We start from the raw sequence: 25,818 nt of genomic DNA, 5'->3' as shown, positions 1-25,818 counted from the left end.
GAGACGTCAGGTCGCGGCGCTGACACCGTTCAGCTTTATGGTGATGTTTGGCACATTTTACCTGCAACAGGTCATTTCCATTCACAATAAAATTTGCATCAGATAACGTCTGGACGCCTTGCCTGCCGTCCATTATAGGAAGAGTGACTCGCTTCGCATTTTCAGCACCGGTGAAAATCTACTTTGTTACTGCTTTAGCTAAAACCTTTCAGCTTAACCACAAGGGTAGAATAATGAAGACGCTAACCGCAGTTTCAGTCGCTATCTCTTTGATTTCAGGCTATGCCTCCGCGCAAACCATCGTGTTGACCGACAGTGAAAAAGGCATCGAACAGGGCAACTGGCAGACCGACAGCCACAAGCTGAAGCTGGCCGGTGCCGATTTCAGCCTGCGTCAGCAGGTGCTGCACGGCGGCAAACAAGAGGGGTCGAAAGTGATTACCCTGACCAGCCCCGGCGGGTTGACCATCGCGCTCAGCCCGACGCGCGGCATGGATATTTTGCATGTCAACGGCGCCGGCGTACGGCTGGGGTGGGATTCGCCGGTTGACGAGGTGGTTAACCCGGCCTATATCAATCTGGAAAGTCGCAATGGCCTGGGCTGGCTGGACGGTTTTAATGAAATGATGGTGCGCTGCGGCTTTGCATGGACGGGGCATCCGGGCGTTGAGGACGGCACGCTGTACACGCTGCACGGCCGCGCCGGCAATACGCCAGCCTCCAAAGTGCTGGTGGAGATTGATGAAAAAGCACCACATACGGTGCGCATCCGCGGTTTGCTGAAGGAAAACACCTTTAAGAAAAGCAACCTGGAAACCTGGACCGAGCTGCGCTATGCGCCGGGGAGCACCTCTTTTACCATTGAGGATAGCCTGACCAACCGTGCGGACTACCCGCGGGACTATCAGATCATCTACCACAGCAATTTCGGCAAGCCGTTACTGGAGGAAGGCGCGCGATTCAACGCGCCGATCAAGGAGATCTCGCCGTTTAATGACTATGCCCGCGCCGGTTTGAAAAACTGGTCGCAGTATCAGGGGCCGACCAAAGGCTTTGATGAGATGGTGTTTAACATCGTGCCTTACGCCGATGCCGAGGGGAAAACCCTGGCGATGCTCAGCAACCGCCTGGGCGATCGCGGCGTTTCTATCGGCTTTAATACCCATCAGTTGCCGTTGCTGACGCTGTGGAAAAACACCGATACCGAGCGGCAGGGGTATGTCACCGGCATTGAGCCCGGCACCAATTACGCTTATCCGGTAAACATCGAGCGCGAGCAGGGGCGTATCAAACAGCTGCAGCCGGGACAGAGCACGCGGTTCGCGCTGACCTACACCCTGTTGCAGAATGCGCAGCAGGTTAAGCAGGCCGAGGAGCGGGTCAAGGCGCTGCAGGGCGGCCGCGATGTCAAGCTGGTGGCGCAGCCGATAGCGGTGGAATAAGGAAAGCGCCGTCGGGCCGGTGCGCAGCCGGCCCGACGGTATGGCGTTAGAAATCATACGGCGGTTCATAGAGCACTTTGATGATCGCTTTCTTGATGCGTTGCGGGCTGTGCAGCTGGCAGCCGGCTTTATGAGGTTCAAACGGGAAGAACAGCACGAACATGCCGGGCGTCATATGCAGCGTCTGCCACGGGCGGCGGATATCGGCCTGCTGACAATCCTGCTGTTGCTGATAGGCCTCACAGTGGATCTCGCTGCCCGGCAGGCCGTAGTCGATGCGCTCTTCGCCGCTCAGCAGTATCTGGATATCCAGATACTGATAGTGCAACTCGGCACGTTTGTGTTCGGCAGGTTCGGTGGTCAGTTCGACCACTTCCATAAAGATGCGCTCGCCGTCAATGTCATGGCGTCCCAGGGGCAGGTTAGGCAGATCCTGCTGACGTACCTGCGTCAGAATACCAGCCAGATCTGAAGACAGTCCCTGTCCATAACGGGGATTAAATAAACTATTTAAAATCATTCAGCTTCTCCGCTCCATCGATAAAGTTCCTATACTTATTGTGGTTATTTTATCGACGAAAAACAGTTAAGCCGTCCGCAATCCGATGATTTAAGGCAGACTTTCAATACACGGTTTGGGCTTGATGGTCAGCGTCGCGCCCATGGAGGCGGTGATAATGGCGGTCAGCGCCAGCCATTGCACCTGCGTCAGGTGCTCGCCAAGGAAAAGCATGCCGGAAAACGCCGCCATCGCCGGCTCCAGGCTCATTAAGGTGCCGAAGGTGCGCGCCGGGATCTTCGGCAGCGCAATAATCTCCAGCGAGTAGGGCAGCGCGGTGGATAAAATGGCGACGGCCAGCGCCAGCGGCAGGATATCCACATTGAGCAGCGCCGCGCCGGTGTGCCAGGCGCCGATAGGCGCAAACACCAGGGCGGCGATCAGTGAGCCGACCGCCACGGTGCCCGGGCCGTGATCGCCGCCGGCTTTCTGACCGAAAATAATGTACACCGCCCAGCAGGCGCCGGCGCCCAGCGCACAGGCGGCGCCAAGGGGATCGATGCCGCCGACGCCGTCGCCGAGCGGCAGCAGAAAGGCCAGCCCGGTGACGGCCAGCGCCACCCAGACAAAGTCTATCGCCCGGCGGGACGAGAACATCGCCACCGCCAGCGGACCGGTGAACTCCAGCGCCACGGCGATGCCCAGCGGCACGGTACGCAGCGACAGGTAAAACAGATAGTTCATCGCTCCCAGCGCCAGGCCGTAAATCATCAGCGGCAGGCGGTTACCGGCGTAAAAGCGCATGCGCCACGGGCGGAAGATAATAAACAGAATCAGCGTGCCGATGCACAGACGCAGCGTGGTGATCCCTTCGGCGCCGACCAAGGGAAACAGGCTTTTCGCCAACGATGCGCCACTCTGAATCGATACCATGGCGACCACCAGTAAACAGACCGGCAGCAGTATAGAAGACGTTTTTGCAGAAACCGACGAGGACATCCTTTTGGGCCTTATTATGCATTCCCGCAGCAGGGGAGATCGGAGAAAAACGGGACAGATTGCAGTGTAATGAATCGCCGACGTTCTGTCTGCGATAAAGCGTGCTGGGAGGATTTTTAAACGGTTTGTTTAAGTAAAACTGGTGCGTTAGCACAAAAAGTGCGCATTTTATTAAGAAAAATCTGGATATTAAATAGGTGATTTTTGTCACGCTTGAGGATAGAATACGTCCGAAAATTAAGCGAAAAGAAGCGGATACAATGTTCTTGTAATCTTCTGTTACACGATATCAAGTGTTAGACACTCAAATCGGGGCAGAGTTTCACGCTAATTTTTGTTATATTTTCATCGTATAGACAAATGGATGTACTTAATAATAAAACGCGTTTGAGGTGGTTATGAAAAAAATTGCATGTCTTTCAGCAGTAGCAGCTTGTGTATTAGCAGTGACCGCAGGTACTGCGTTCGCTGGTCAGAGCACCGTAACCGGTGGCTACGCTCAGGGCGATTTCCAAGGCGTTGCTAACAAAGCTGACGGCTTCAACCTGAAATACCGTTACGAGTTCGACAACAACCCACTGGGTGTGATCGGCTCTTTCACTCACGTAGAGAAAGACCGTGCTGAGAACGGTACTTACAACAAAGCTCAGTACAACTCTATCACTGCAGGTCCTGCTTACCGTTTCAACGACTGGGCAAGCATCTACGGCGTGATCGGTGTGGGCTACGGTAAAAACGTTGCTAACGCACAAGACGGTTCTCACCGTGGCGGCAGCAGCGACTACGGCTTCACCTACGGTGCTGGCCTGCAGTTCAACCCAATCCAGGAAGTTGCTCTGGATGTTGGTTACGAGCAGAGCCGTATCCGCAACACCGACATCGGTATCTGGAGCGTTGGCGTAGGCTACCGTTTCTAAGAATTATCGTTAGCGGCCTGCCATCGGTAGCCGTTTACGACAAAAAATCCGCCTTCGGGCGGATTTTTTTTGCCTGCGGATCGGCTCAGAACGTCTGCTCCATCACCAACACCGTCTGCTGATGGTATTCGGCGCGGTGGGTTTCACGAAAGCCCAGCTTATGCGCCAGCTTAATCGAAGGCTGGTTGTGCGGTGAAATGATGCACTGCGTTCTGCCGCCTGGCAGCGCAGTTTTCCCCCAGGCCAGCACCGCCCGCAGGGCCTCCGTCGCATAGCCTTTCCCCTGGGCGGCAGAGCACAGCAACCAACCCATTTCCGGGGCCTCCAGCGCCGGTGTGATATCGCGCTGATAATTGGCGAAGCCGAGGCTGCCGATAAACTGGCCGCCGTGTTTCTCCCGCACCGCCCAGTAACCGTAACCCAGCAGCTGCCAGTGGCCGATATAGCGCAGCAGGCGTCCCCAACTCTCTTCTCGGTCGCGCCCGGCGCCGCCGCCAATATAGCGCATTACCTGCGGATCGGCGCTCATCGCCGCCACGGCGTCGAAGTCATTCAGGGTATAAGCGTCCAGGATTAGGCGTTCGGTGGTGAGGCGGGGCGCTGCGGTAAAGATGGGTGAATTCATGATTCTTTCTCGCTGAAACGTTGCGGGCGCACACGGCGCGCCCGCAGGGGAAAAGAATAAGATGCGAATTCAGTATGCTATATCAGCAGCCATAAAAGCCAGGTAAACAGGAAACCGCTGACGCTGAGTACGGTGGTCAGCACCGTCCAGGTTTTCAGCCCGTCGGCGACCGACAGGCCGAGGTATTTGGTGACAATCCAGAAGCCGGAGTCGTTTACGTGCGACAGCCCCAGCCCGCCGAAGCAGGTGGCCAGCGTCACCAGCACCAGTTGGAGGTGATTGAGCCCGCCGACCGCTTCCGATAGCAGCCCGCCGGTGGTCAGAATCGCCACCGTCGCGGAACCCTGCGAGGCGCGCAGCGCCAGCGAGATGATAAACGCCGCCGGGATCAGCGGCAGGCCGATGGTGGTCAGCACCTCGGCCAGCGCCTTGCCGACGCCGGACTCCACCAGCACTTTACCGAATACCCCGCCGGCACCGGTCACCAGAATCACCACGGCGGCGGTCGGTAGCGCTGCGCCCATCACGTCGCTGGTATGCTGCAGGCTCCAGCCGCGACGCACCGCCAGAAAATAAAAGGCCAGCGCCAGCGCGATCATCAGCGCCACCGCCGGCGACCCCAGCAGCGCCAGCGTATCGCGCAGGCCGGAACCCGGCTCGAGCAGCGTGGCGGAGACGGTGCCGGACATAATAATGGCGATGGGGATGATAATCAGCGCGGAGATCAGCCCGGCGCCCGGCGGGTTGAGGCGGTCGCTGAGCGGCGCGCTGTTCTCCGGTGCGGCCAGCTGCAGCTGTTCCAGCACCTCGACCGACAGCGGGTAGGATTTGCGGTTCAGGTAGCCGGCGACGACGTAGCCGATAATGCCGACCGGTACGCAGATCGCCAGGCCGATAATGGTCAGCCAGCCGATATCGCTGCCGAGCAGGCCGGCGGCCGCCACCGGGCCGGGATGCGGCGGCAGCGCCACGTGCACCGTCAGCATCACGCCGGCCATCGGCAGGCCGAATTTGAGCGGCGACACCTTCGCCACCTTGGCGAAGCCGTAAATAATCGGCGCCAGAATAATAAAGCCGACGTCGAAGAACACCGGAATACCGAGGATAAAAGCCGCCATGGTCAGCGCGGCGACGGTGCGCTTTGGCCCCAGCGCCTGGCTGAAGCGCTGCGCCAGCGACTCCGCGCCGCCGGAGTGCTCGATCATGCGCCCCAGCATCGCCCCCAGGCCGATAATAATCGTGACCGAACCAAGCACGCCGCCCATACCGGCGGTCATTACGCCCATCACTTCGCCGGTAGGGATGCCGGCGGCCAGCGCCACCAGCAGGCTGACCGCCAACAGCGCGATAAACGGCTGTACCTTGGCCTTGATCACCAGCAGCAGGAGCAGCATGACGCCGGACAGCGCAATTAACAGTAACATTGTGGTAGACATGGTGTTGCCTTTAAGCAGGAGCCCCGTATTTTCGGGGTACAGAAGCCCAGGCGCCGCGATCGCCGGGAAACCGGCGATACGGGCGCGCGTATTGTTATAAGGTGTGGCGGCGTTAACGGTTACAGATAGGGTCTGACCCACGCCAGCCCGGCGTCGGTTGCCGCGCGCGGCTGGTATTCACAGCCGATCCAGCCGCCGTAGCCGAGGCGGTCCAGCTGCTCGAACAGCCAGGGATAATTCAGCTCGCCGCTGTCCGGCTCGTGACGATCCGGCACCCCGGCGATCTGGATATGGCCGTAGCGCCCGGCCAGCGCCTGCATCAGGCCGCTGATGTTGCCGTCCACCAGCTGCGCGTGGAAAAAGTCGAACTGGATAAACAGATTAGGGCGATCGACCTGCGCCTGCAGCGCCGCCGCCTGATGCTGGCTGGAAAACAGATAGTTCGGCTTCACCTGCGGGCTGAGCGCCTCAATCATCACGTTAACGCCGTGCGGCGCGAACGCGTCGGCGGCATAGCGCAGGTTGTCGATAAAGGCCGTGCGATAGGCCGCCGGATCCGCGCCGGCGGGCACCACGCCGGCCATCACGTGCACGTTGGGGCAGCCCAGCGCCAGCGCATACTCCAGCGCGCGGTCGATATCGGCGCGCGCCTCGGCTTCACGGCCCGGCAGCGCCGCCAGGCCCCATTCGCCGGCGGCGGCATCGCCCGGCGCGGTATTGAACAGCACCTGCTGCAGGCCGTGCTGACGCAGCTGTTCCGCCAGCTGCTCGGCGGGGTAGTCATAGGGGAACAGAAACTCGACCGCTTTAAAACCGGCGTCGGCCGCGGCGGCGAAGCGATCCGGAAACGGCAGTTCGGTAAACATCATTGATAAATTGGCGGCAAATTTAGGCATGTTCAGCTCCGTAACTCGGCAATTTCATCATCGGTCAAATAGCGGATAGGGCGGTCGCCGAGGGTGAAAATCAGCTTCGCCGCGTCCTCCATCTCTTCGGTGTTATCCGCCGCGGCGCGCAGGTCTTTCCCGGTCACCACCGGCCCGTGATTGGCCAGCAAAAAGGCGCGGTAGGACGGCGCCAGCCGCGCCAGATCTTCGGCCAGCCGCTCGTCGCCGGGCCGGTAGTAAGGCACTACCGGCACCTGGCCGACGCGCATCACCACGTAAGGGGTGAAGGGTTTGAGGGCATTGCGGGTGTCCAGCCCCTGCAGGCAGGAGAGCGCGGTCAGATAGGTGCAGTGCAGGTGAACCACCGCCTTGCATTCCGGGTTATTCAGGTACAGCGCGCGGTGGAAACTGATCTCTTTTGACGGCTTGTCGCCGGAGATCCATTCGCCGTGCAGGCTGACCTTGGACAGGCGTTCCGCCTGCAGTTCGCCCAGGCAGGAGCCGGTCGGCGTGGCCAGCAGGTTGCCGTCCGGCAGCAGCAGCGACAGGTTGCCCGCCGAGCCGGTGGCATAACCGCGCTGAAAGAATGAGGCGCCGAGGCGCACCATCTCTTCGCGCGCCTGTTGTTCGGTGGTGTGCGTCATAGCGGGAACTCCGTTTGTGCTCTGGCAAAGAAGTTTTCGTCGCCGAAATTGCCGGATTTCAGCGCCAGGGAGACCGGCTGTTCAATGGCGCGCACCCAGGGTACGCCGGGAGAAATGCACGGGCCGATATGGAAGCCGCGGATGTCCAGCGCCTGTGTCACCACGCCGGAGGTTTCGCCGCCGGCGACGATAAAGCGCCGGAAGCCGGCCTGATACAGCCGCTGCACCAGCGCGGCGAACAGCGCCTCAACCGCCTGGCTGGCGGTTTCCATGCCGTATTGCCGCTGAGTCTGCCGCAGCGCGTCCGGCTCGGCGGTGGCGTACAGCAGCGGCGCGAGATCGCCGCTCTGCTGCTGCACCCAGTCGCTCAACTCGCGGGCGTAGCGCCCGCGCTCGTCGTCACTGATGCAGCGCGCCACGTCGATGGTCTGCGCCGCCGCCTGCTGGCGGTAGCGGGCCACCTGTTTATTGGTCATGGTGGAGCAGGAGCCGGACAGCACCACGGCCTTCTCCCCCTGCGGCGCGCCGGCGGCCTGAGCCCGCGTTTGGCCCGGCTGCGCCCACTGGCGGGCCAGGCCGATCGCCAGGCCGGAGCCGCCGGTGACCAGTTTCATGTCTTTCAGCGCCGCGCCCTGAGTCAGCAGGTGTTGTTCATTCAGCGTATCGAGCACCACATAGCGTACGCCCTGTTGCGCCAGCTGTTGCAGCCGTTCGCGCACGTCATCGGCGCCGGCGTCCATGGCGGCGGCGTCAACCAGCCCGCAGCGGCCGCTGGCCTGCGCCTCCATCAGCCGCAGCAGGTTACTGTCGGTCATCGGCGTGACCGGGTGGTTGCGCATGCCGGATTCGGACAGCAGCTGGTCCATCACGAACAGGTAACCCTGATAGACTGTGCGGCCGTTAACCGGCAAGGCTGGTGAAATCACCGTCTGGCTTTCTCCCAGCGCATCGAGCAGCGCATCGGTCACCGGACCGATATTGCCGCGGGCGGTGCTGTCGAAGGTGGAACAATATTTGAAGTAAAACCGTTGGCACCCCTGACGCCGCAGCCAGTCCAGCGCCTGCAGCGACTGTTCGACCGCCTGTTCAACCGGGCAGGAACGCGATTTAAGGCTGATCACCACCGCCTGTGCGTCTACGGCGGCGGCGTTGTCCGGTACGCCGTTCAGCTGTACCGTCGACAGGCCATTTTCCACCAGAAAGCTGGCGATATCGGTAGCGCCGGTAAAATCATCAGCAATTACGCCAAGCAACATTATGGCAACTCCTGTTTCTGCGGCAGTTCAATGCCGGTGAAGATTTTGATCACTGCGCTGTCGTCTTCTTTACCGTAGCCGGCGTTGCTGGCGGAGGTAAACATATTCAATGCGGTGGAGGCCAGCGGCAGCGGGAAATGCAGCGCCTTGGCGGTATCGGCCACCAGACCCAGATCCTTGACGAAGATATCCACCGCCGATTTCGGCGTATAGTCACCGTCAACCACGTGGCGCATGCGGTTCTCAAACATCCAGGAGTTGCCGGCGGCGTGGGTCACCACGTCGTACATCACATCCAGCGGAATACCGGCGCGGGCGGCCAGCGCCATCGCTTCGGCGCCGGCGGCGATATGCACGCCGGCCAGCAGTTGGTGAATGATTTTCACCGTGGCGCCGAGGCCGATTTCGTCGCCGACGCGGTACACTTTGCCCGCCACGGCGTCGAGCAGCGGCTGTAGCCGGGCAAAGGTGGCTTCACTGCCGGCGGCCATCACCGTCATCTCCCCGGCGGCGGCTTTGACCGCCCCGCCGGAAACCGGCGCATCCAGCATCGCCAGCCCCTGTGCGGCCAGACGTTCGGCGATATCGGCGGCGTCAGCGGCGGAAATGGTTGAGGAGACCATCACCGGCGTGCCGGGCTTCAGCTGGTCGGCCAGACCGCGCTCGCCAAACAGGATCTGTTTGACCTGGGCGGCATTCACTACCAGCAGCATCACCGCGTCCAGTTCGGCGGCAAACCCATCGGCGCTGGCGGCAACCTGTTTTGCTCCTGCCTGTTGCAGGGCGGCGCGCGCCTGCGGATTGAGATCGACGCCGTAGGTGGTTAAGCCGGAGTTGATGCAAGATTGTGCGGCGCCCATGCCCATGGACCCTAGGCCCACGATGCAAACGGCGTAGTTGGCGGATTGTGTCATACAGGCTCCGTGTTAATTTTAGTGATATTTTGTTCTCATGTGTTAAATGTAAGCGTTTTTAAGCGCGTATATGGTGACCGTCTTCACAAAAATTAACGATCATTGGCGCATGATTCATAGCGAATTATCGGGGTGTAAACGGTAATTATTTGTTTAATTGACAAATTATGGCTTTGTCATACTTTTATACTCAGTGAGCGTTTGCTGTCACAGCACGAAAATTGACGTAAAATCACAATAATTATCAGCGGTAAGGAGAGGTCCTGTGATCCCGGTAGAACGCCATCAACAAATTCTGGCCCTGGTTGCCGATCGCGGCGTGGTCAGCATCGCCGAGCTGACGGAGCGGCTGTCGGTGTCGCATATGACCATCCGGCGCGATCTGCAGAAGCTGGAAGAGCAGGGGGCGGTGATCGCGGTATCCGGCGGGGTACAGGCGGCCGAACGGCTGGCGATTGAGCCGTCGCATCAGGATAAGGAAGGGATGTTCAGCCGGCAGAAGGCGGCGATCGGCGCGCTGGCGGCCAGCCTGATCCCGGCCAACAGCTGTATTTATCTGGATGCCGGCACCACTACGCTGGCGCTGGCGAAACAGATCGGCGAGCGCGGTGATTTAACGGTGGTGACCAATGATTTTGTGATTGCGGCTTACCTGCTGGAAAACAGCCAGTGCAAACTGATTCATACCGGCGGCACGGTGTGTCGGGAAAACCGTTCCTGTGTGGGGGAGGGCGCGGCGCAGGCGCTGCGCCAGTTATTTATCGATCTGGCCTTTATTTCCGCCTCTTCCTGGGGCATGCGCGGCCTGTCGACGCCGAGCGAGGATAAGGTGGCGGTGAAAAAGGCCATTGTCGACGCCAGCCGGCGACGCATCCTGCTGAGCGATACCTCAAAGTACGGCAAGGTGGCCACCTATCTGGCGCTGCCGATCGCGGTGTTTGACGCCATTATTACCGACAGCCATCTGCCCGACGCCGCCCAAACTGCTATTCAGCAGGCGAATATCACTCTGCATATGACCGGCGAGTAGCTGGGAAATATTCTGGTGCTTTCTGGCCCGACCATGAGCGCGTTGCAGGCGGTTGTGGAGATACGGGCCAGCGTGGCCGTATTTTCTGCTGCGCCAGTGGTTGAACACGTAAAGCCGGGCGCGATATTTATGTTAAATTGTGTGGTTAATTGGGGATTAACCGTACTTTTTAGCTTAAATTTTATTAAATACCCTATAAAAAACTAACTTTACCGATATTGGCTTTTGAATATATCCATTCGGATTGCCTTTGTATACTCTACCCAAATATGGCAAGAAAATTCCTATTGTTGTCGGCGGTGAGTACAGGTATTAAATTCCCGTTTTTATTCATTTTGAACACAACATTTTCTCTTATAATCAACGCGACAGGCAACGCATTTAACGTGTTTTTGGGTTAACATCCGCATAGCATTTTTTGCTAACGGTGAATGCTTGAATATAGTAGGCAATATGAAATATAGAATTAACGGACAGATTCTTTTTGATACGGACAGCGGCAGCCTGGGATTGGAGGGATTCCCGGAAGAATCGCTGGCTATTTCTAATCCGTCAAAGCGGCTATTGCTTTTACTTATTGCGCACCACGGCGAGCAGGTCAGCCGCGAGCTGATATTCCGCAAAGTGTGGGATGATTATGGCATGGTGTCCAGTAATAATAACCTTAACCAATGCGTGAGCAAATTACGGCGGGTGCTGAAAACGTTAGGTATTGATGATGAAGTCATTATTACCGTACCCAAAGTCGGATTTATGCTGGCGCAGAATATCACGCTGGAGACGGATGAGCCGCACATCACGCCGCCGCAGAGCGTAGCGGCCGGACGGGATGAGCGGCGAGCCGTATCCCGGCGCAGCGCCGGGCGGCGTTTGCGTACGGGCGTGGCGCTCGGTGCGTTGCTTTTGTTGGTTATCAGCGTTGGTATCTGGCTGATTTATCGTAACAGTGCGGTCAGACAGGAGCGTTTAATTGGTGAGGTGAATAACTGCAAGGTATTTTTATCGGTGCCGCGCGCCGCGCTGAATGGTCATGCCGATCAGGTTAACGATATGCTCGCGTATATTAATGCCAATCCGGAATCGTGTCAGAACGGCGAATATTTACTGTTGCTCAGCAGTAATCAGGTGGGGTCCTATATTAAAGGCGTTTCCCGGCTGTTTATTTTGAAGTGCCGGGTGGCGAGAGAATACCGCGTTGAGGTGTGCCGTAGTCAGAAAGACGGGCCGCTGTTTTAGTCCTCGCTGCGGAATAACACATTTGCCGTTGCTTTATGGATTTAATTATAACGATTAATTAACATTGCGACGGCCGTCAACGGCAAACCATTCTTCCGGTATATATTATTTGTTTTTAGGTGATGTATTTATTATGTGAGCATAGGCTAACGTACCGTGGCCGATAAATCTTATCGCACGAGGGGAAAATGAAAAATAACGATCAGAGCCGCCATTTTATTTTATATGATGCGATGCCATGGGTCGGCATGGGTCTGGAGGCTTTTTTACGCCCGCTGAGTGCGACGACTCAACCTGTTGCCAGCCTCAGCGAGCTGAAGGCGATACTGATGCAGCAACCCCGACAAACGGTGATTATGGAGCTGTACGGTGCGCAGGAGTGCCTCTATGACGGTCTCTATTTTATACTGCATGAGAAAGCCTTCTGGCCGAATACCCCCTGGGTGGTGCTGACGGATATCGAGAATCACAGCGTTTTACGTCTGCTGGCGTCGATACCGGATAGCGTACTGGTGTCCAAACGCGACGGCTTGGAGGCGATTTTGGACGCCATCTCTGCGGCGCATCATGCCGTGCACTATCTCAGTCCGGACATCCGGCGCAGTATTGCCGGCCAGCAGGGGAGCGGGGCGTTCAGGCATCTGTCCGGCTGCGAATGGCGCATCCTGGCGTTAATGGCGGCAGGCTTCTCTGCCAAAAGCATCGCGACCACCACCTATCGTTCCTACAAAACGGTGAGCACGCATAAACTGAATATCATGCATAAGCTTGGCCTTAATCAAAGCGGCTTTATCCATCTGCTGCTTTCTCTGCGTACGCGTTGGCCGTGCTGAACGGGCGCTAATGCTGCGGGGCCGTCAGGTGTGATAGCGTCGCCCTGCATGCCTTCATTTCCTCTGTTGCCTTTTCCTTTCCTCGGTGCGTCCGTGCATCACCGTGCCGACCATGGTTCCGCCATGGTACGGGATTAGCTTGCCATAACATCCGTTTTATCTGAACGACATGCGCGTTATTCATGATCGGAAGGCCGGTCTGTCGGCGGCTGAAAAAACGGCCGATGTGTCGGTTAATTAAGCATAAACAGCAGAAGCGGAATCTACGGCGAAATCCCATCTTATGGAATTTATTTATTAATACACGTAATGAATTTCTTATTTTCAATATTTAAATCTAAATATTTGCGTTTTTATAGTTAATGAATCTATTGATTGAATTTCGATATAAGATTTTTCTCGTCAAAGCAGGCTAATCAATACAAGGCGCTTGGCGCATTTTCAAGGATTGGCTGGCCGCGATGTAGTCAGTTTATTCTCGTTTTCAGCGTGCTGCAGCGGGGATAAGCCGCATGTCGCCAAAGGAAAGTGCAGGACTCCAGGAATCGGCGGAAGGGAACATTGTTCAACGACCCGCCTCATACTCAACTTGAAGGGAAATTACATTCTATGACTATCACTAAAATCGCTCTCGCTGTTGCCGCCATGATGCTGTCCGGCGCCGCCGCTGCTAACAATACCATTCAGTTTCAGGGCGAAGTCTCAGATCAGACCTGTACCGTGAGCATTAACGGCAATGCCGCCACCCCGGTGGTGCTGCTGCCGACGGTATCCAAGGCTGACCTGGCGGCCGCCGGCGCCACCGCCGGCCAGACGCCGTTTACCATCGGCCTGACCGGCTGCACCGCCGATGCGGCTAACGCCACCGCCGTTAAAACGGTATTTGTGGCCAACAACCTGACCAGCGACGGCCGAATGGGCAATACCGGCAGCGCGACCAACGTTTCGCTGGAGCTGATTGACCCGGCAACGCCTGCTACGCCGCTGGATCTGAGCGGTCAGGCAGGGACGCCTGGGCTGAGCCTGGCGGCCGGCGCGACCTCCGCCTCTTATGACTTTGCCGTGCGTTACTACTCTGAGGGTAGCGCGACCGCCGGGTCGGTATTGGGCAGCGTGCAGTACGCGGTGTCGTATCAGTAAGCGTATTTCCCCTTCCGCCAGTGCGGAAGGGGGTTTTGAGGGGCCGTTTATATGACGAACAAGGGATTTTGTCAGTCACTTTGTCTCACCGCCGCGCTGCTGGCCGGGCCGGCCATGGCCAGCGTGGTTATGCTGAACACCCGGGTGATTTATCCGGCGGACGCCCAGTCGCAGACTGTGCAATTCACCAATCAGGGTGACATCCCCTATGTGATGCAGATGTGGACCGACGTGAATAACCCGTCGTCGACGCCGGAAAATGCCGACGGACCGTTTGTCACGGTGCCGGCGCTGTTTCGCGTCGAGCCAAAGAGCGGGCAGTCGGTCCGGCTGGTGTTTACCGGCAAGGATCTGCCGCAGGATCGTGAGTCGGTATTCTATCTGAATTCGGCGCAGATCCCGCCGAAAAATGCCGTCAGCGGCGCCGAGAACCAGATGCTGGTGGTACTGCGCAACCGGGTGAAAATTTTCTATCGGCCGAAGAACCTGCCGGGCAGTGCAGACGGCGTCGGCGGGCAGCTGCGCTTTTCCCTGCGCCAACAGGGCGGGCAGTGGCGGTTGAATGCCTATAACGACTCCAGCTATTACGCCTCGGTAATTGACGCAGCGGTGCTGGTCGGCAAGCGGGCCGTGCCGTTCAAAACGGACATGATCGCACCTAAATCACGGGCCAGCTGGCCGTTATTGCCGCGTACGTCGTCGCCGGCCGGCGCGCAGAAAGTCACATTTACCCTGATCAATGACTACGGTGGCCATATCAAGGCGGAAGCGCGCCTGAGTCAATAAAACGCGCGGTGCGGTTTTGCACGTAAGGGACTGAAGGGATGCAAACAACAATCACATATTCCGGCAGCGCGCGGGAGAGTGCGTCGCCAGGCGTGATGCCTGGCTGCGGCGCGCGCCTGAAGCCGCTGGCGTTGGCGCTGGGGTTGCTGATGCCGCTTGCGGCCGGCGCTGGTCAGTTTGAATTTGATGACAGCATGCTGGTGGGCAGCGCAGGGCAGCAGAGCCTTGCCCGCTTTAACCGCGCAAATACGGTGACGCCGGGCGACTACCAGGTCGATATATTTATCAACGGCGCTTTTCTCTCCCGCCAGACGCTGAGGTTTGCCGCGCTGCCCGGCCAGGATGCGGTTGCCCCCTGTTTCAGCCGCAACGCGCTGATCGCCGCCGGTATTTTACCGGACAGCATCAAAAGCAGCGCCGAACAGTCGGCCGCTGAACCCTGTCTGCGTCTGGAGCAGCAGGTCGCCGGCGCCGACAGCCGCTTTGATTTTGCCCGTCTGCGGCTGGATATCTCCGTGCCGCAGGCGCTGATGAAGCGCGTAGCGCGCGGTACGGTGCCGCTTGCGGAGCTGTCGGTCGGCGAAACGCTGGGGTTCGTCAACTACGACAGCAACTATTACCGCAGCAAAAGCAGCGGCACGACCAGCGACTCGACCTACCTCGGACTGAATGCCGGCTTTAACCTGGGGCTGTGGCAGCTGCGTCAGCAGTCGAGCTATACCCGCTATACCAGCGATCACAGCGCCGCGCTCAGCAGCTGGAAATCGGTGCGCACCTACCTGCAACGGCCGCTGCCGGTGATAAACAGTCAGCTGACGTTGGGGGACAGTTTTACCTCCGGCAGCCTGTTCAGCAGCCTCGGCTTTCGCGGCGTGCGGCTGGAAACTGACGATCGCATGCTGCCGGAGTCGCAGCGCGGCTATGCGCCGACCATCCGCGGCGTGGCCTCGACCACCGCCAAAGTGAGCATCACGCAGGCCGGTACGCAGATTTATCAGACCACGGTGGCGCCGGGCGCCTTTGTGATTGACGATCTCTATCCCACCAGTTACCAGGGCGATCTGGTGGTGGAGATTCAGGAGGCTGACGGCCGGGTGTCGTCATTTACCGTGCCGTTTTCGGCGGTGCCGGACTCTTTGCGCCCGGGACGCTCACGCTTCAACCTGTCGGCCGGGCAGGTGCGCAACCTGGGCGACAGCGATGATATGTTCGCCGAACTCAGCTACCAGAGCGGGTTGAGCAACGCCGTGACCGCCAACAGCGGCGTACGCATTGCCGACGGTTATCAGGCATTGCTCGGCGGCGCGGTGCTGGCCAGCCGCTACGGCGCGCTGGGGGTCAACGCGGTGTATTCGCGTGCCGATATGTGGGGCGATACGCTGGACGGCTGGCGTGTCGGCGCTACCTACAGCCGTACCTTTACCCCCACCAACACCACGCTGGCGCTGGCGGGTTACCGTTATTCCACCGAAGGCTACCGCGATCTGGGCGACGTGCTGGGACTGCGCAACGCGCGCGATCGCGATGCGGTCTGGAGCTCCAGCACCTATCAGCAGAGCGAGCAGTTTGTCGCCACCGTCAGTCAGGGGCTGGGAGCGTACGGCCAGCTCTATTTTTCCGGTTCGACCAGCAGCTACCGCGGCGGCCGCGGGCGCGACACGCAATACCAACTGGCGTATTCGCACAGCTACCGCAGCCTCAGCTATAACCTGTCGCTCAGCCGTCAGCAGACCGGCAGCACCCGCTATGGCCTGCAGGATGCGACCTATGTTGCGAGCGGCACGACGCAAAACGTGGTGATGCTGTCAGTGTCACTGCCGTTGGGCAGCGGCTCGCGGTCGCCGATTCTGTCGGCCGGCGTCAGCCATCAGAGCGGCGATCGCGGCTATAGCCATTATCAGTCGGCGCTGTCCGGCACGCTGGGCGACGACCAGAGCCTGAGCTATGCGCTGAATGGCGCGTATGACACGGCCGGCGCCGGCAGCAGCTTCGGCGCCAACCTGACCAAGCAGACGTCGGTCGCCACGCTGGGCGGCAACCTGTCCCACGGCAAGCATTACACCCAGGGTGGTCTGAGCGCGCGCGGCGCGCTGGTGGCGCATGCCGGCGGCGTCACCCTCGGGCCGTACCTGAGCGATACCTTTGCGCTGGTGGAGGCGGAAGGCGTCAGCGGCGCGGAAGTGATGAACGGCATGGGGGCGAAGATCGACCGTTTCGGCTACGCCATTGTGCCGTCGCTGGTGCCTTACCGTTACAACGACGTCACGCTGGACGCCAAAGGGGCGGAGAACGTCAACGCCGAACTGACGGAGAACCAGCAGCGCATCGCGCCATATGCCGGGGCGGCGGTGAAAGTGCGCTTCAAGACGCTGGAAGGCTACCCGCTGCTGATCAGACTCAGCCCGTCCGGCGGCGCGCTGCCGCTCGGCGCCAACGTTTACGATGACAATAACGCGGTGGTTGGTCTGGTCGGGCAGGGGAATCAGATCTATGCCCGGGCGCTGAAGCAGCGCGGCGCGCTGCGGGTGAAATGGGGTGAGTCGGCCGGCGCGCAGTGCACGCTGCGCTACGATTTACGCGGTCAGGCTGTGAAACAGTCGCTTTATCGTCTGGCGTTGCCATGCGTGGGCCAGTAATGAACGGATAATGATGATGAATATATTCTCGCGCGCCGCGCTGCTGATGCTGGCCGGCAGCTTGTGGCTTGGTCAGGCGCAGGCAACCTGCTACCGGATTACCGCCACCAACACTAACGCCAGTTCGAACTACTATACCGATCCGAGTAAGGGCATCGGCGCCGCCTGGAGCGGCTCGACCGATACCTCCGGCTCTATCGGCACACTGCCGACGACGGTAAATATCAATAACAGCCTGTTTCAGCCGGACGGTACGCTGATCGCCAGCGGCACCGTCAGCGCGCTGGAGGCCGGTTCCGGCAGCTACAGCGCCGATCAGATCCTGTTCCGTTGTACCGCCGATGAAGCCGGTAAGCTGTATGAATACTATGCCACCAACGGCGACTCGGAGTGGGCCGGCAAGGTGGAGGTCGGAGCGGCGTCCGGTCTGCCGGAAACCTACCGTACCTATGCCGACGGCATGGCGCTGCGGGCGACCAATCTGGCGACCGGCGAATACTATTCCCGCTACTGGAAGGCGCGGCCGTTAACCGATCTGGAAACGGATTCGCAGGGATGGATAGTGGTGAAAGCCAAGAACTTCAGCGATACAAAGGTGGAGCTGTTCCGCCTGAGCAACTCCACGGGGCCGAAGACTACCACCGGCGTTTATCCGCAGTCGCAGCCGGCCACTTATATCGCCTTTCAGGGCGGCGGGCTGTCGCCGTCCCTGAGTGTCGGCGCGGACTCGTTATCGCAATTCAGCGGTTGGTACGGCGCCTGGCCCGGCGCGGTGAACCTGTATAACCGGCTGTATATTCGCCGCTCCGCCACCTGCTCGGTGACCAATGTGACGCCGCTGGTGCGCTTTACGCCGATTACCGCTACCCAGCTGCGCGCCGGTGAAACCCGTCAGATGCCGATAACCATTCAGTTTGACTGTCAGACCGGTACGCCGGCGACCAGCGGCGTCGGTGCGTTTGCCAGCGGTATCGCCGCCAACCAGACGGCGATGGGCATTCTGGTCAACCCGGCGAATGCCGCCGCGGCGGTGGCGGAAGGCGTAGGCAGCGCCGGCTCCGGCGTCGGCTATCTGTTGTCGGACGGCTACGGTGTCGACCCGAACGTCGCCACCGGCGTCGGCATCCAGATTTCCCGTCCCGGCGGGGCGATATTAAACCTGCTCAGCACCTTGAGCGGCGCGGTGGCCAGCGGTAACCGCGCCGGCTGGTATCCGGTGCTGGATGACGCCAGCGCCGGGGCGGTAACCGACGGGGTGACCCGTTACAACAAAACTCTGACCGCCACGCTGCGGGCGCTGCCGGGGAAAACGATCACTGCCGGCAGCGTGAGCGCCAGCGCCCAGGTGATCATTCAGGTGCAATAATGATGATGAGATCTCTGATGTTCTGTCTTTGCGCGTTGCTGAACCTTGGCGGTGAGGCGTATGCCGGGGTGATTGTCGAGTCGTCGCGTGTGGTGTTTGCCGCTGCCGATCGCGAACGTTCGCTGCTGTTGGTCAACGGCAACGACTATCCGGTGGTGGTGCAGACCTGGGTGGATGACGGCGCGCCGGACGGAACGCCGGAAACGGCGGGCGAGGTGCCGGTGATGCCGCTGCCGGGTATTTTCCGGCTGGAGCCGGGGGAGAAGAAAAACCTGCGTCTGCTGGCGACGCAGGTGGCGCAGCCGTCGGATCGTGAATCGCTGTACTGGCTGAACGTGTATGAAATCCCGCCGACCGATGCGCATTTGCCGCCGGGCGTATCGGCGCTCAAAGTGGCGGTGCGGCTGCAGCTGAAGCTGTTCTACCGGCCGGCCGGGCTGCAGAAAAAGGCGGAGCAGCTGGCGGCGCGTCAGCGTTTCAGCCTGACGCGGCTGCCGGGCAAGCTGATGCTGACGGTGAACAACCCGACGCCGCTGTACGCCACCTACGGTCAGGCGCAGCTGAATAGCGGCGGCCGACAGACGGCGCTGGCGATCGGCATGCTGGCGCCGTTCGCCAGTAAAACGCTCGATGTGGATGAGCAACGCGACGGGCGACCGGAGAGCGTCAGCTATGTGCTGATCGACGACGATGGTCAGGGGATGGCCGGCAGCGCCGCGCTGGGACAATAAAAAAGGCGCGTCATCACTGACGCGCCGTTGGGTAATTGCAGCCGTAACGGCGGCGGTTACATATCCGGGAAGGTCAGGGTATTGCCCGGTGCTTCACGGTGAATATGCAGGAAGTTCAGGTGTTTTTCGTACTGGTCGAGAATATCGCCAATCACCTGTTCTTTGCTGTAATCCATCAGGTCGTTGCCCTGGGTGCCTTCCATCAGGAAGGTTTCCAGACGGTAGTAGTGCGACTTGCCGGAACGAGCGCGATAGGTGAAGCCCGGTACCGAATAGCGCTGCGGCCAGATCTGGTAGATAAAGTTTTGCTCTTCCCCCAGATGCACCAGCAGCTCCAGGTGCGGCAGGCGCTCTTCTTCCACCGGCGGCACTTCGTTGAACTCCACTTTTGCGCCGCGCAGCTCCAGCTCACGCGCCACTTCCTGCATCGCCGGGAGGCAGACGCGATCCAGCATTTTCTGCGTGTACTTGGTGCCCGGATAGTTCATCACGCGCGACAGGCGTTGTTTCCAGTTCAGCACTTCGTTGCTGGAGGCCGGCGTCGGCGCCGAGGTGCTCAGCGCGCCGGCCTTGCGGTAATCCTCAACCTTCAGCGATTTATACAGCCCGGCCATCACGAAGAAGATCACAAAGCTGAACGGCAGCCCCATAATCACCGTGGCGTTCTGCAGCGCGGAGACGCCGTTGGTCATCAGCATGCCGATGGTCAGCAGGCCGATGGTGACTGACCAGAAGATACGCAGCCAGTTCGGCGCATCGTTATTGATATCGCTCAGCCGTGAGGTGAAGTTACCGAGCACCAGCGAGCCGGAGTCCGCCGAGGTAACGTAAAACAGCAGGCCGGTGATGGTGGCGACCGAGGCGCTGAAGGTGAAGGCCGGGTACTGGGCCAGCAGGCTGTAGAAGCCGTGCGCCGGGTACTGCATCACTTCCTGAGCGAACGCGGTGTTGCCGTGGATAATCTGGTACAGCGCGCTGTTGCCGAAGATCGACAGCCACAGCAGGGTAAACACGAACGGGATGATCAGCGTGCCGACCACAAACTGGCGGATGGTGCGGCCGCGGGAAATACGCGCCAGGAACAGGCCGACAAACGGCGACCAGGCAACCCACCAGGCCCAGAAGAACAGCGTCCAGTTGTTCATCCACTCTACCGGGCGGTCAAAGGCGAAGCTGTTGAGCGTCATGCCCATAAAGCGGTTGATGTAATCGCCGACGTTGAGCACCAGCGCGTTGAGCAGGAACTCGGTGTCGCCGAAGAACAGCACGAACGCCATCAGGCCGACCGCCAGCCAGACGTTCAGCTCCGACAGGATGCGGATGCCTTTATTTACCCCGGAGGTCACCGAGATGGTCGCCATCACTACCGACAGCAGGATCAGTGCGCTTTGCACCGTCAGGTTTTCCGGCAGGTCGAACAACACTTTCAGCCCGTAGTTCAGCTGCACCACGCCGATGCCGAGGGTGGTGGCGATACCGAAGATGGTGCCGACCACCGCAGCGATATCCACGCTGTGGCCGATCGGGCCGTTGATGCGCTTGCCGAAGATCGGGTACAGCGCCGAGCGGATGGTCAGCGGCAGGTTATAGCGGTAGCTGAAGTAGCCGAGCGCAATCCCCATCAGGGCGTACATCGCCCAGCCGGTCAGCCCGTAGTGGAACAGCGTCCAGACCATCGCCTGCCGTGCGGCTTCCAGCGTCTGGCCCTGGCCTTCCGGTGGCATCATATATTGCGTGACCGGTTCGGCGACCGAGAAGAACATCAGGTCGATGCCGATCCCGGCGGCGAACAGCATCGCCGCCCAGCTCATCAGGCTGAATTCAGGTTTGGACTGTTCCGGCCCGAGCTTGATCGAACCAAAACGCGAGGCGGCGATACATACCACGAATACGATATACAGGGTGGCGGCCAGCAGATAGTACCAGCCGAAGGTTTTGGACACCCAGTTCAGGGTGTGGGTAAGCCAGGTTCCGGATAAATCAGTGAAGAAAATCGTCATCAGCGAGAAGGCCAGGATCAGCCCCGCCGAGACGAAGAAAACCACAGGGTTCAGTCTGTCCTGCTGTGGCTTTGAGGAGGTGTCGTGTGTTGTCATCGTCTTCCTCTGGTGTTTAACAACTGAGTAGAATCGAGTCTTCCGCCGGCGGCGTTCACCTCCGGCGAAATACGGCAGACAGCCCGACGGCAATCATTACCTTTGCTTTCTAAAAATTACCGCCGAAACTCTTTAGCGCAGCAAAAAACACTGCGCGGCGGGAACCGCTTACAGCCACTGATTTTGGTCAGGTTTGTTAAATACCTCACAAAAATCAGCCAGTTCCACAACCGAATATTACACTTTAGTAACCAAGCGGTAATAAAATATATGCAATTTTTATTGAACGTTCAATCAAAAAAAAGTTTAATAGTCAGGCGACGTTTCTTAATTTTTGCTAAAAACTGCCATACTTGGGCAGGAAACGCCGTCTTACAGAAGACCTGTTTTGAGAGTCGGAGCCATGCCAAAAGTAGGAATGCAGCCGATACGAAGGCAGCAGTTGATTGATGCCACGTTGGCCGCAGTAAACGATGTCGGAATGCATGATGCCACTATCGCGCAGATTGCGCGTCGGGCCGGCGTGTCGAACGGCATTATCAGTCATTACTTCAAGGATAAGAACGGCCTGCTGGAAGCGACGATGCGCTATCTGATCAGCCATCTGGGCGAGGCAGTCAGGCGGCGATTACAGGCACAGACAGACCAGAGTCCGGCTGCGCGTCTGCAGGCGATTGTCGCCGGCAACTTTGACGACAGCCAGATCAACAGCGCGGCGATGAAAACCTGGCTGGCTTTTTGGGCCAGCAGTCTGCATCAGCCGCAGCTCAACCGGTTGCAGCAGGTCAACGGACGCCGGCTGTATTCCAATCTGAGCGCCGAATTTCAGCGCGCGCTGCCCAAAGCGCAGGCGCGGCTGGCGGCGAAAGGGCTGGCGGCACTGATTGACGGCCTGTGGCTGCGCGCTGCGCTGCGCGGCAGCGAGTTTAATCAGGCCAAGGCCATCGCGCTGACCAGCGAATACATTATGTTTCAGCTCCGGGGGCATACGCCGCCCTGAGGACAGCAATAAAGGAGAACCTATGTCCCGTTTTGGCTTACAGAAGCTCTATATCCATGGCGCCTATGTAGACAGTACCGAGGGTAAAACTTTCAACGCAGTGAACCCGGCCAACGGTGAAACGATCGCCGAAATTCAGGCCGCCAGCGCTGAAGACGTCAACCGTGCGGTGGCGAGTGCAGCCAGCGGACAGCAGGTGTGGGCGGCGATGACGGCGATGGAGCGTTCGCGCATTCTGCGCCGTGCGGTGGATATCCTGCGTGAGCGCAATGACGAACTGGCGGCGCTGGAAACCCTCGATACCGGGAAGGCGCTGTCGGAAACCACCGCGGTGGATATCGTCACCGGCGCCGACGTGCTGGAGTATTACGCCGGCCTGATCCCGGCGATTGAAGGCCAGCAGATCCCGCTGCGCGACTCCTCATTTGTTTACACCCGCCGCGAACCGCTGGGCGTGGTTGCCGGCATCGGCGCCTGGAACTATCCGATCCAGATCGCCCTGTGGAAATCGGCGCCGGCGCTGGCCGCCGGTAACGCGATGATCTTCAAACCGAGCGAGGTCACTTCGCTGACGGCGCTCAAGCTGGCGGAAATCTACACCGAAGCCGGCCTGCCGGACGGCGTGTTCAACGTGGTGACCGGCAGCGGCGCGGAAGTGGGCCAGTACCTGACCGACCATCCGGGCATCGCCAAAGTGTCCTTCACCGGCGGCGTAAAAACCGGCAAGAAGGTGATGGCCAACGCTTCCAGCTCGACGCTGAAAGAAGTCACCATGGAACTGGGCGGTAAATCGCCGCTGATCGTGTTTGACGACGCCGACCTGGATCGCGCGGCGGATATCGCCATGATGGCCAACTTCTACAGCTCCGGCCAGGTGTGCACCAACGGCACGCGCGTCTTTGTGCCGGCGGCGCTGAAATCCCAGTTTGAAAGCAAAATCCTGGAGCGCGTGCAGCGCATTCGCCTGGGCGATCCGACCGATCCGGACACCAACTTCGGCCCGCTGGTCAGCTTCCCGCATATGGAATCCGTGCTGCGCTTTATTGAAAGCGGCAAGAACAGCGGCGCGCGTCTGCTGTGCGGCGGCGAACGCGTAACCGACGGCGAGTTCGGCAAGGGCGCTTACGTGGCGCCGACGGTGTTTACCGACTGCAGCGACGAGATGGAAATTGTGCGCGAAGAGATCTTCGGGCCGGTGATGAGCATCCTCAGCTACGACAGCGAAGAGGAAGTGATCAAACGCGCCAACGACACCACCTACGGTCTGGCGGCCGGTCTGGTGACCCGCGATCTGGCGCGCGCCCACCGGGTGATTCACCAGTTGGAAGCCGGCATCTGCTGGATCAACACCTGGGGTGAGTCACCGGCCGAAATGCCGGTCGGCGGTTACAAACACTCCGGCGTCGGTCGTGAAAACGGCCTGACCACGCTGGAGCACTACACGCAAATCAAATCGGTGCAGGTTGAACTGGGCGACTTCGGTTCCGTGTTCTGATCCCCACCGTCGCATTCAGGCTGCGGCGCCGTGCGCCGCAGCCTGAATACCCGGGCTATGCCCGTCTTTTTACGTCAAGCAACGCTATTTTGACTGCACAGTATGCGGGCCTGCAGGCCGTTTGCATCACTCAGCTATATCAATGAAAGGAGATAATTGATGGAATACGATTACATCATTATCGGGGCCGGTTCCGCCGGTAACGTATTAGCCACCCGTTTAACCGAAGACGCCGACGTGAGCGTCCTGCTGCTGGAAGCCGGCGGCCCGGATTACCGGATGGATTTTCGTACGCAGATGCCCGCGGCGTTGGCCTTCCCGTTACAGGGCCGCCGTTATAACTGGGCGTATGAAACCGATCCTGAACCGCACATGAACAACCGCCGCATGGAGTGCGGGCGCGGCAAAGGGCTGGGCGGTTCCTCGCTGATTAACGGCATGTGCTACATTCGCGGCAACGCGATGGATTTTGACAACTGGGCGAAAGCGCCGGGTCTGGAAGACTGGAGCTACCTGGACTGTCTGCCGTACTTCCGCAAGGCGGAAACTCGCGATATCGGGCCGAACGACTACCACGGCGGCGACGGTCCGGTCAGCGTTGCCACGCCGAAGGCCGGCAATAACGAACTGTTCCACGCGATGATCGAAGCGGGCGTACAGGCCGGCTATCCGCGCACCGACGACCTGAATGGCTATCAGCAGGAAGGTTTCGGGCCGATGGACCGCACCGTCACGCCGAAAGGCCGCCGCGCCAGCACCGCGCGTGGTTATCTGGACCAGGCGCGCCCGCGGCCGAATCTGACCATCGTTACCCATGCGCTGACCGATCATATCGATTTTGCCGGCAAGCGCGCGGTGGGCGTCAGCTACCTGAAGGGCGACGGCAATGAACTGCATACGGCGCGTGCGCGCAAAGAAGTGCTGCTGTGCGCCGGCGCTATTGCCTCGCCGCAAATTCTGCAGCGCTCCGGCGTAGGCCCGGCGGCATTGCTGAAGCAGCTGGATATTGATGTGGTGCACGATCTGCCGGGCGTCGGCGAGAATCTGCAGGATCACCTGGAGATGTATCTGCAGTACGCCTGTAAGAAACCGGTATCGCTGTATCCGGCGCTGCAATGGTTCAACCAGCCGAAAATCGGTGCGGAATGGCTGTTCAACGGCACCGGCGTCGGCGCCAGCAACCAGTTTGAGGCCGGCGGTTTTATCCGCAGCCGTAAAGAGTTTGACTGGCCGAATATTCAGTACCACTTCCTGCCGGTAGCGATTAACTACAACGGCAGCAACGCGGTGAAAGAGCACGGTTTCCAGGCGCACGTCGGTTCCATGCGTTCGCCGAGCCGCGGCCGGGTGCAGGTGAAATCGAAAGACCCGCGCCAGCATCCGAGCATTCTGTTCAACTATATGGCGACCGAACAGGACTGGCAGGAGTTCCGCGATGCGATCCGTATCACACGCGAAATTATGGCGCAGCCGGCGCTGGATGAGTACCGCGGCCGGGAGATCAGCCCGGGGCCGGAGGTGCAGACCGACGAGCAGCTGGACGCCTTCGTACGTGAACATGCGGAAACCGCCTTCCACCCGTCCTGCTCGTGCAAAATGGGCGAAGATGAGATGGCGGTGGTGGACGGCCAGGGTCGGGTGCACGGTATGGAAGGGCTGCGCGTGGTGGATGCCTCCATTATGCCGCAGATCATTACCGGCAACCTGAACGCCACCACCATTATGATCGCCGAGAAAATCGCCGACCGTATCCGTCAGCACACGCCGCTGCCGCGCAGCACGGCGGATTACTACGTTGCCGGCGACGCGCCGGTGCGCAAGCAGTAATCAATTTCCCTCTTCGCCATCCG

Annotated in this window: 22 protein-coding genes; 13 read left to right on the top strand and 9 right to left on the bottom strand. The window is 59.5% G+C overall.

Annotated elements, in window-relative coordinates; all coding sequences use genetic code 11:
• Positions 1–233 precede the first annotated feature (233 nt).
• Positions 234–1,442 (top strand): aldose 1-epimerase family protein, encoded by a 1,209-nt coding sequence (locus tag FO014_RS02930; RefSeq protein WP_160027698.1) that lies wholly within the window; start codon positions 234–236, stop codon positions 1,440–1,442.
• A 46-nt stretch (positions 1,443–1,488) separates the two neighbouring features.
• Here the strand turns inward: FO014_RS02930 and nanQ are convergent, their stop codons facing one another.
• Together nanQ and rhtA are read right to left on the bottom strand one after the other, a co-directional pair.
• On the bottom strand, positions 1,489–1,962 hold the full coding sequence (gene nanQ, locus FO014_RS02925; RefSeq protein WP_160027696.1) for an N-acetylneuraminate anomerase: 474 nt from the start codon (positions 1,960–1,962) through the stop codon (positions 1,489–1,491).
• A 90-nt stretch (positions 1,963–2,052) separates the two neighbouring features.
• Positions 2,053–2,940, bottom strand: a complete 888-nt coding sequence (rhtA, locus tag FO014_RS02920; protein WP_160027694.1) for a threonine/homoserine exporter RhtA — start codon at positions 2,938–2,940, stop codon at positions 2,053–2,055.
• A 398-nt stretch (positions 2,941–3,338) separates the two neighbouring features.
• Between rhtA and ompX the strand changes: the two genes are divergently transcribed.
• A complete protein-coding gene (ompX, locus tag FO014_RS02915; RefSeq protein WP_105230350.1) occupies positions 3,339–3,857 on the top strand; it encodes an outer membrane protein OmpX in 519 nt (172 codons plus the stop codon).
• A gap of 85 nt (positions 3,858–3,942) precedes the next feature.
• On the opposite strand, the gene FO014_RS02910 is transcribed toward ompX, so the two are convergent.
• From FO014_RS02910 to ltnD, 6 genes are all read right to left on the bottom strand, one after another.
• Positions 3,943–4,482, bottom strand: a complete 540-nt coding sequence (locus FO014_RS02910) for a GNAT family N-acetyltransferase (protein WP_160027692.1) — start codon at positions 4,480–4,482, stop codon at positions 3,943–3,945.
• 77 nt (positions 4,483–4,559) lie between these two features.
• Positions 4,560–5,918 carry a GntP family transporter gene (locus FO014_RS02905; protein ID WP_160027690.1) on the bottom strand — a complete coding sequence of 453 codons (1,359 nt, stop codon included), beginning with the start codon at positions 5,916–5,918 and terminating at the stop codon, positions 4,560–4,562.
• Positions 5,919–6,037: 119 nt separating this feature from the next.
• Positions 6,038–6,814 carry an HPr family phosphocarrier protein gene (locus FO014_RS02900; protein WP_160027688.1) on the bottom strand — a complete coding sequence of 259 codons (777 nt, stop codon included), beginning with the start codon at positions 6,812–6,814 and terminating at the stop codon, positions 6,038–6,040.
• Between the two features lie 2 nt (positions 6,815–6,816).
• Positions 6,817–7,449 carry a 3-oxo-tetronate 4-phosphate decarboxylase gene (gene otnC / locus FO014_RS02895; RefSeq protein WP_105230354.1) on the bottom strand — a complete coding sequence of 211 codons (633 nt, stop codon included), beginning with the start codon at positions 7,447–7,449 and terminating at the stop codon, positions 6,817–6,819.
• Positions 7,446–8,705, bottom strand: coding sequence for a 3-oxo-tetronate kinase (otnK, locus tag FO014_RS02890; RefSeq protein WP_160027686.1), 1,260 nt, complete (start codon positions 8,703–8,705; stop codon positions 7,446–7,448). The genes otnC and otnK overlap by 4 nt, the downstream gene beginning before the upstream one ends.
• Positions 8,705–9,619: an L-threonate dehydrogenase gene (gene ltnD, locus FO014_RS02885; RefSeq protein WP_160027684.1), complete on the bottom strand. Its 915-nt coding sequence runs from the start codon at positions 9,617–9,619 to the stop codon at positions 8,705–8,707. The genes otnK and ltnD overlap by 1 nt, the downstream gene beginning before the upstream one ends.
• Before the next feature lie 265 nt (positions 9,620–9,884).
• On the opposite strand from ltnD, the gene ygbI reads away from it, so the two are divergent.
• The 8 genes from ygbI to FO014_RS02845 all read left to right on the top strand — a co-directional run bounded on the left by ygbI (position 9,885) and on the right by FO014_RS02845 (position 19,377).
• Entirely contained in the window at positions 9,885–10,649 is a 765-nt protein-coding gene (ygbI, locus tag FO014_RS02880; RefSeq protein ID WP_160027682.1) for a DNA-binding transcriptional repressor YgbI, read from the top strand.
• 453 nt (positions 10,650–11,102) lie between these two features.
• Complete coding sequence (locus FO014_RS02875; protein ID WP_160027680.1) at positions 11,103–11,885, top strand: winged helix-turn-helix domain-containing protein; 783 nt, start codon at positions 11,103–11,105, stop codon at positions 11,883–11,885.
• 188 nt (positions 11,886–12,073) lie between these two features.
• Positions 12,074–12,718 (top strand): response regulator transcription factor, encoded by a 645-nt coding sequence (locus tag FO014_RS02870; protein ID WP_160027678.1) that lies wholly within the window; start codon positions 12,074–12,076, stop codon positions 12,716–12,718.
• A gap of 609 nt (positions 12,719–13,327) precedes the next feature.
• A complete protein-coding gene (locus FO014_RS02865; RefSeq protein ID WP_160027676.1) occupies positions 13,328–13,858 on the top strand; it encodes a fimbrial protein in 531 nt (176 codons plus the stop codon).
• A gap of 51 nt (positions 13,859–13,909) precedes the next feature.
• A complete protein-coding gene (locus FO014_RS02860) occupies positions 13,910–14,644 on the top strand; it encodes a fimbrial biogenesis chaperone (protein WP_160027674.1) in 735 nt (244 codons plus the stop codon).
• Between the two features lie 38 nt (positions 14,645–14,682).
• On the top strand, positions 14,683–17,280 hold the full coding sequence (locus FO014_RS02855) for a fimbria/pilus outer membrane usher protein (protein WP_160027672.1): 2,598 nt from the start codon (positions 14,683–14,685) through the stop codon (positions 17,278–17,280).
• 10 nt (positions 17,281–17,290) lie between these two features.
• Positions 17,291–18,646: a fimbrial protein gene (locus FO014_RS02850; RefSeq protein ID WP_246168067.1), complete on the top strand. Its 1,356-nt coding sequence runs from the start codon at positions 17,291–17,293 to the stop codon at positions 18,644–18,646.
• Positions 18,646–19,377: a fimbrial biogenesis chaperone gene (locus FO014_RS02845; protein ID WP_160027670.1), complete on the top strand. Its 732-nt coding sequence runs from the start codon at positions 18,646–18,648 to the stop codon at positions 19,375–19,377. Before FO014_RS02850 ends, FO014_RS02845 begins: the two co-directional genes overlap by 1 nt.
• A gap of 56 nt (positions 19,378–19,433) precedes the next feature.
• Here the strand turns inward: FO014_RS02845 and FO014_RS02840 are convergent, their stop codons facing one another.
• Positions 19,434–21,473: a choline transporter gene (locus tag FO014_RS02840; protein ID WP_160027668.1), complete on the bottom strand. Its 2,040-nt coding sequence runs from the start codon at positions 21,471–21,473 to the stop codon at positions 19,434–19,436.
• 403 nt (positions 21,474–21,876) lie between these two features.
• Here FO014_RS02840 and betI point away from each other — a divergent pair, with 403 nt between their 5' ends.
• The 3 genes from betI to betA all read left to right on the top strand — a co-directional run bounded on the left by betI (position 21,877) and on the right by betA (position 25,795).
• Positions 21,877–22,473 (top strand): transcriptional regulator BetI, encoded by a 597-nt coding sequence (gene betI / locus FO014_RS02835; RefSeq protein ID WP_105230366.1) that lies wholly within the window; start codon positions 21,877–21,879, stop codon positions 22,471–22,473.
• Between the two features lie 22 nt (positions 22,474–22,495).
• Positions 22,496–23,968, top strand: a complete 1,473-nt coding sequence (betB, locus tag FO014_RS02830; protein WP_160027666.1) for a betaine-aldehyde dehydrogenase — start codon at positions 22,496–22,498, stop codon at positions 23,966–23,968.
• A 159-nt stretch (positions 23,969–24,127) separates the two neighbouring features.
• Complete coding sequence (gene betA / locus FO014_RS02825; RefSeq protein ID WP_160027664.1) at positions 24,128–25,795, top strand: choline dehydrogenase; 1,668 nt, start codon at positions 24,128–24,130, stop codon at positions 25,793–25,795.
• The last annotated feature ends 23 nt before the right edge of the window (positions 25,796–25,818 follow it).

The organism is Serratia rhizosphaerae (genome assembly GCF_009817885.1).
GTDB lineage: Bacteria > Pseudomonadota > Gammaproteobacteria > Enterobacterales > Enterobacteriaceae > Serratia_B > Serratia_B rhizosphaerae.
This window is presented reverse-complemented; position numbering and strand designations above follow the sequence as displayed.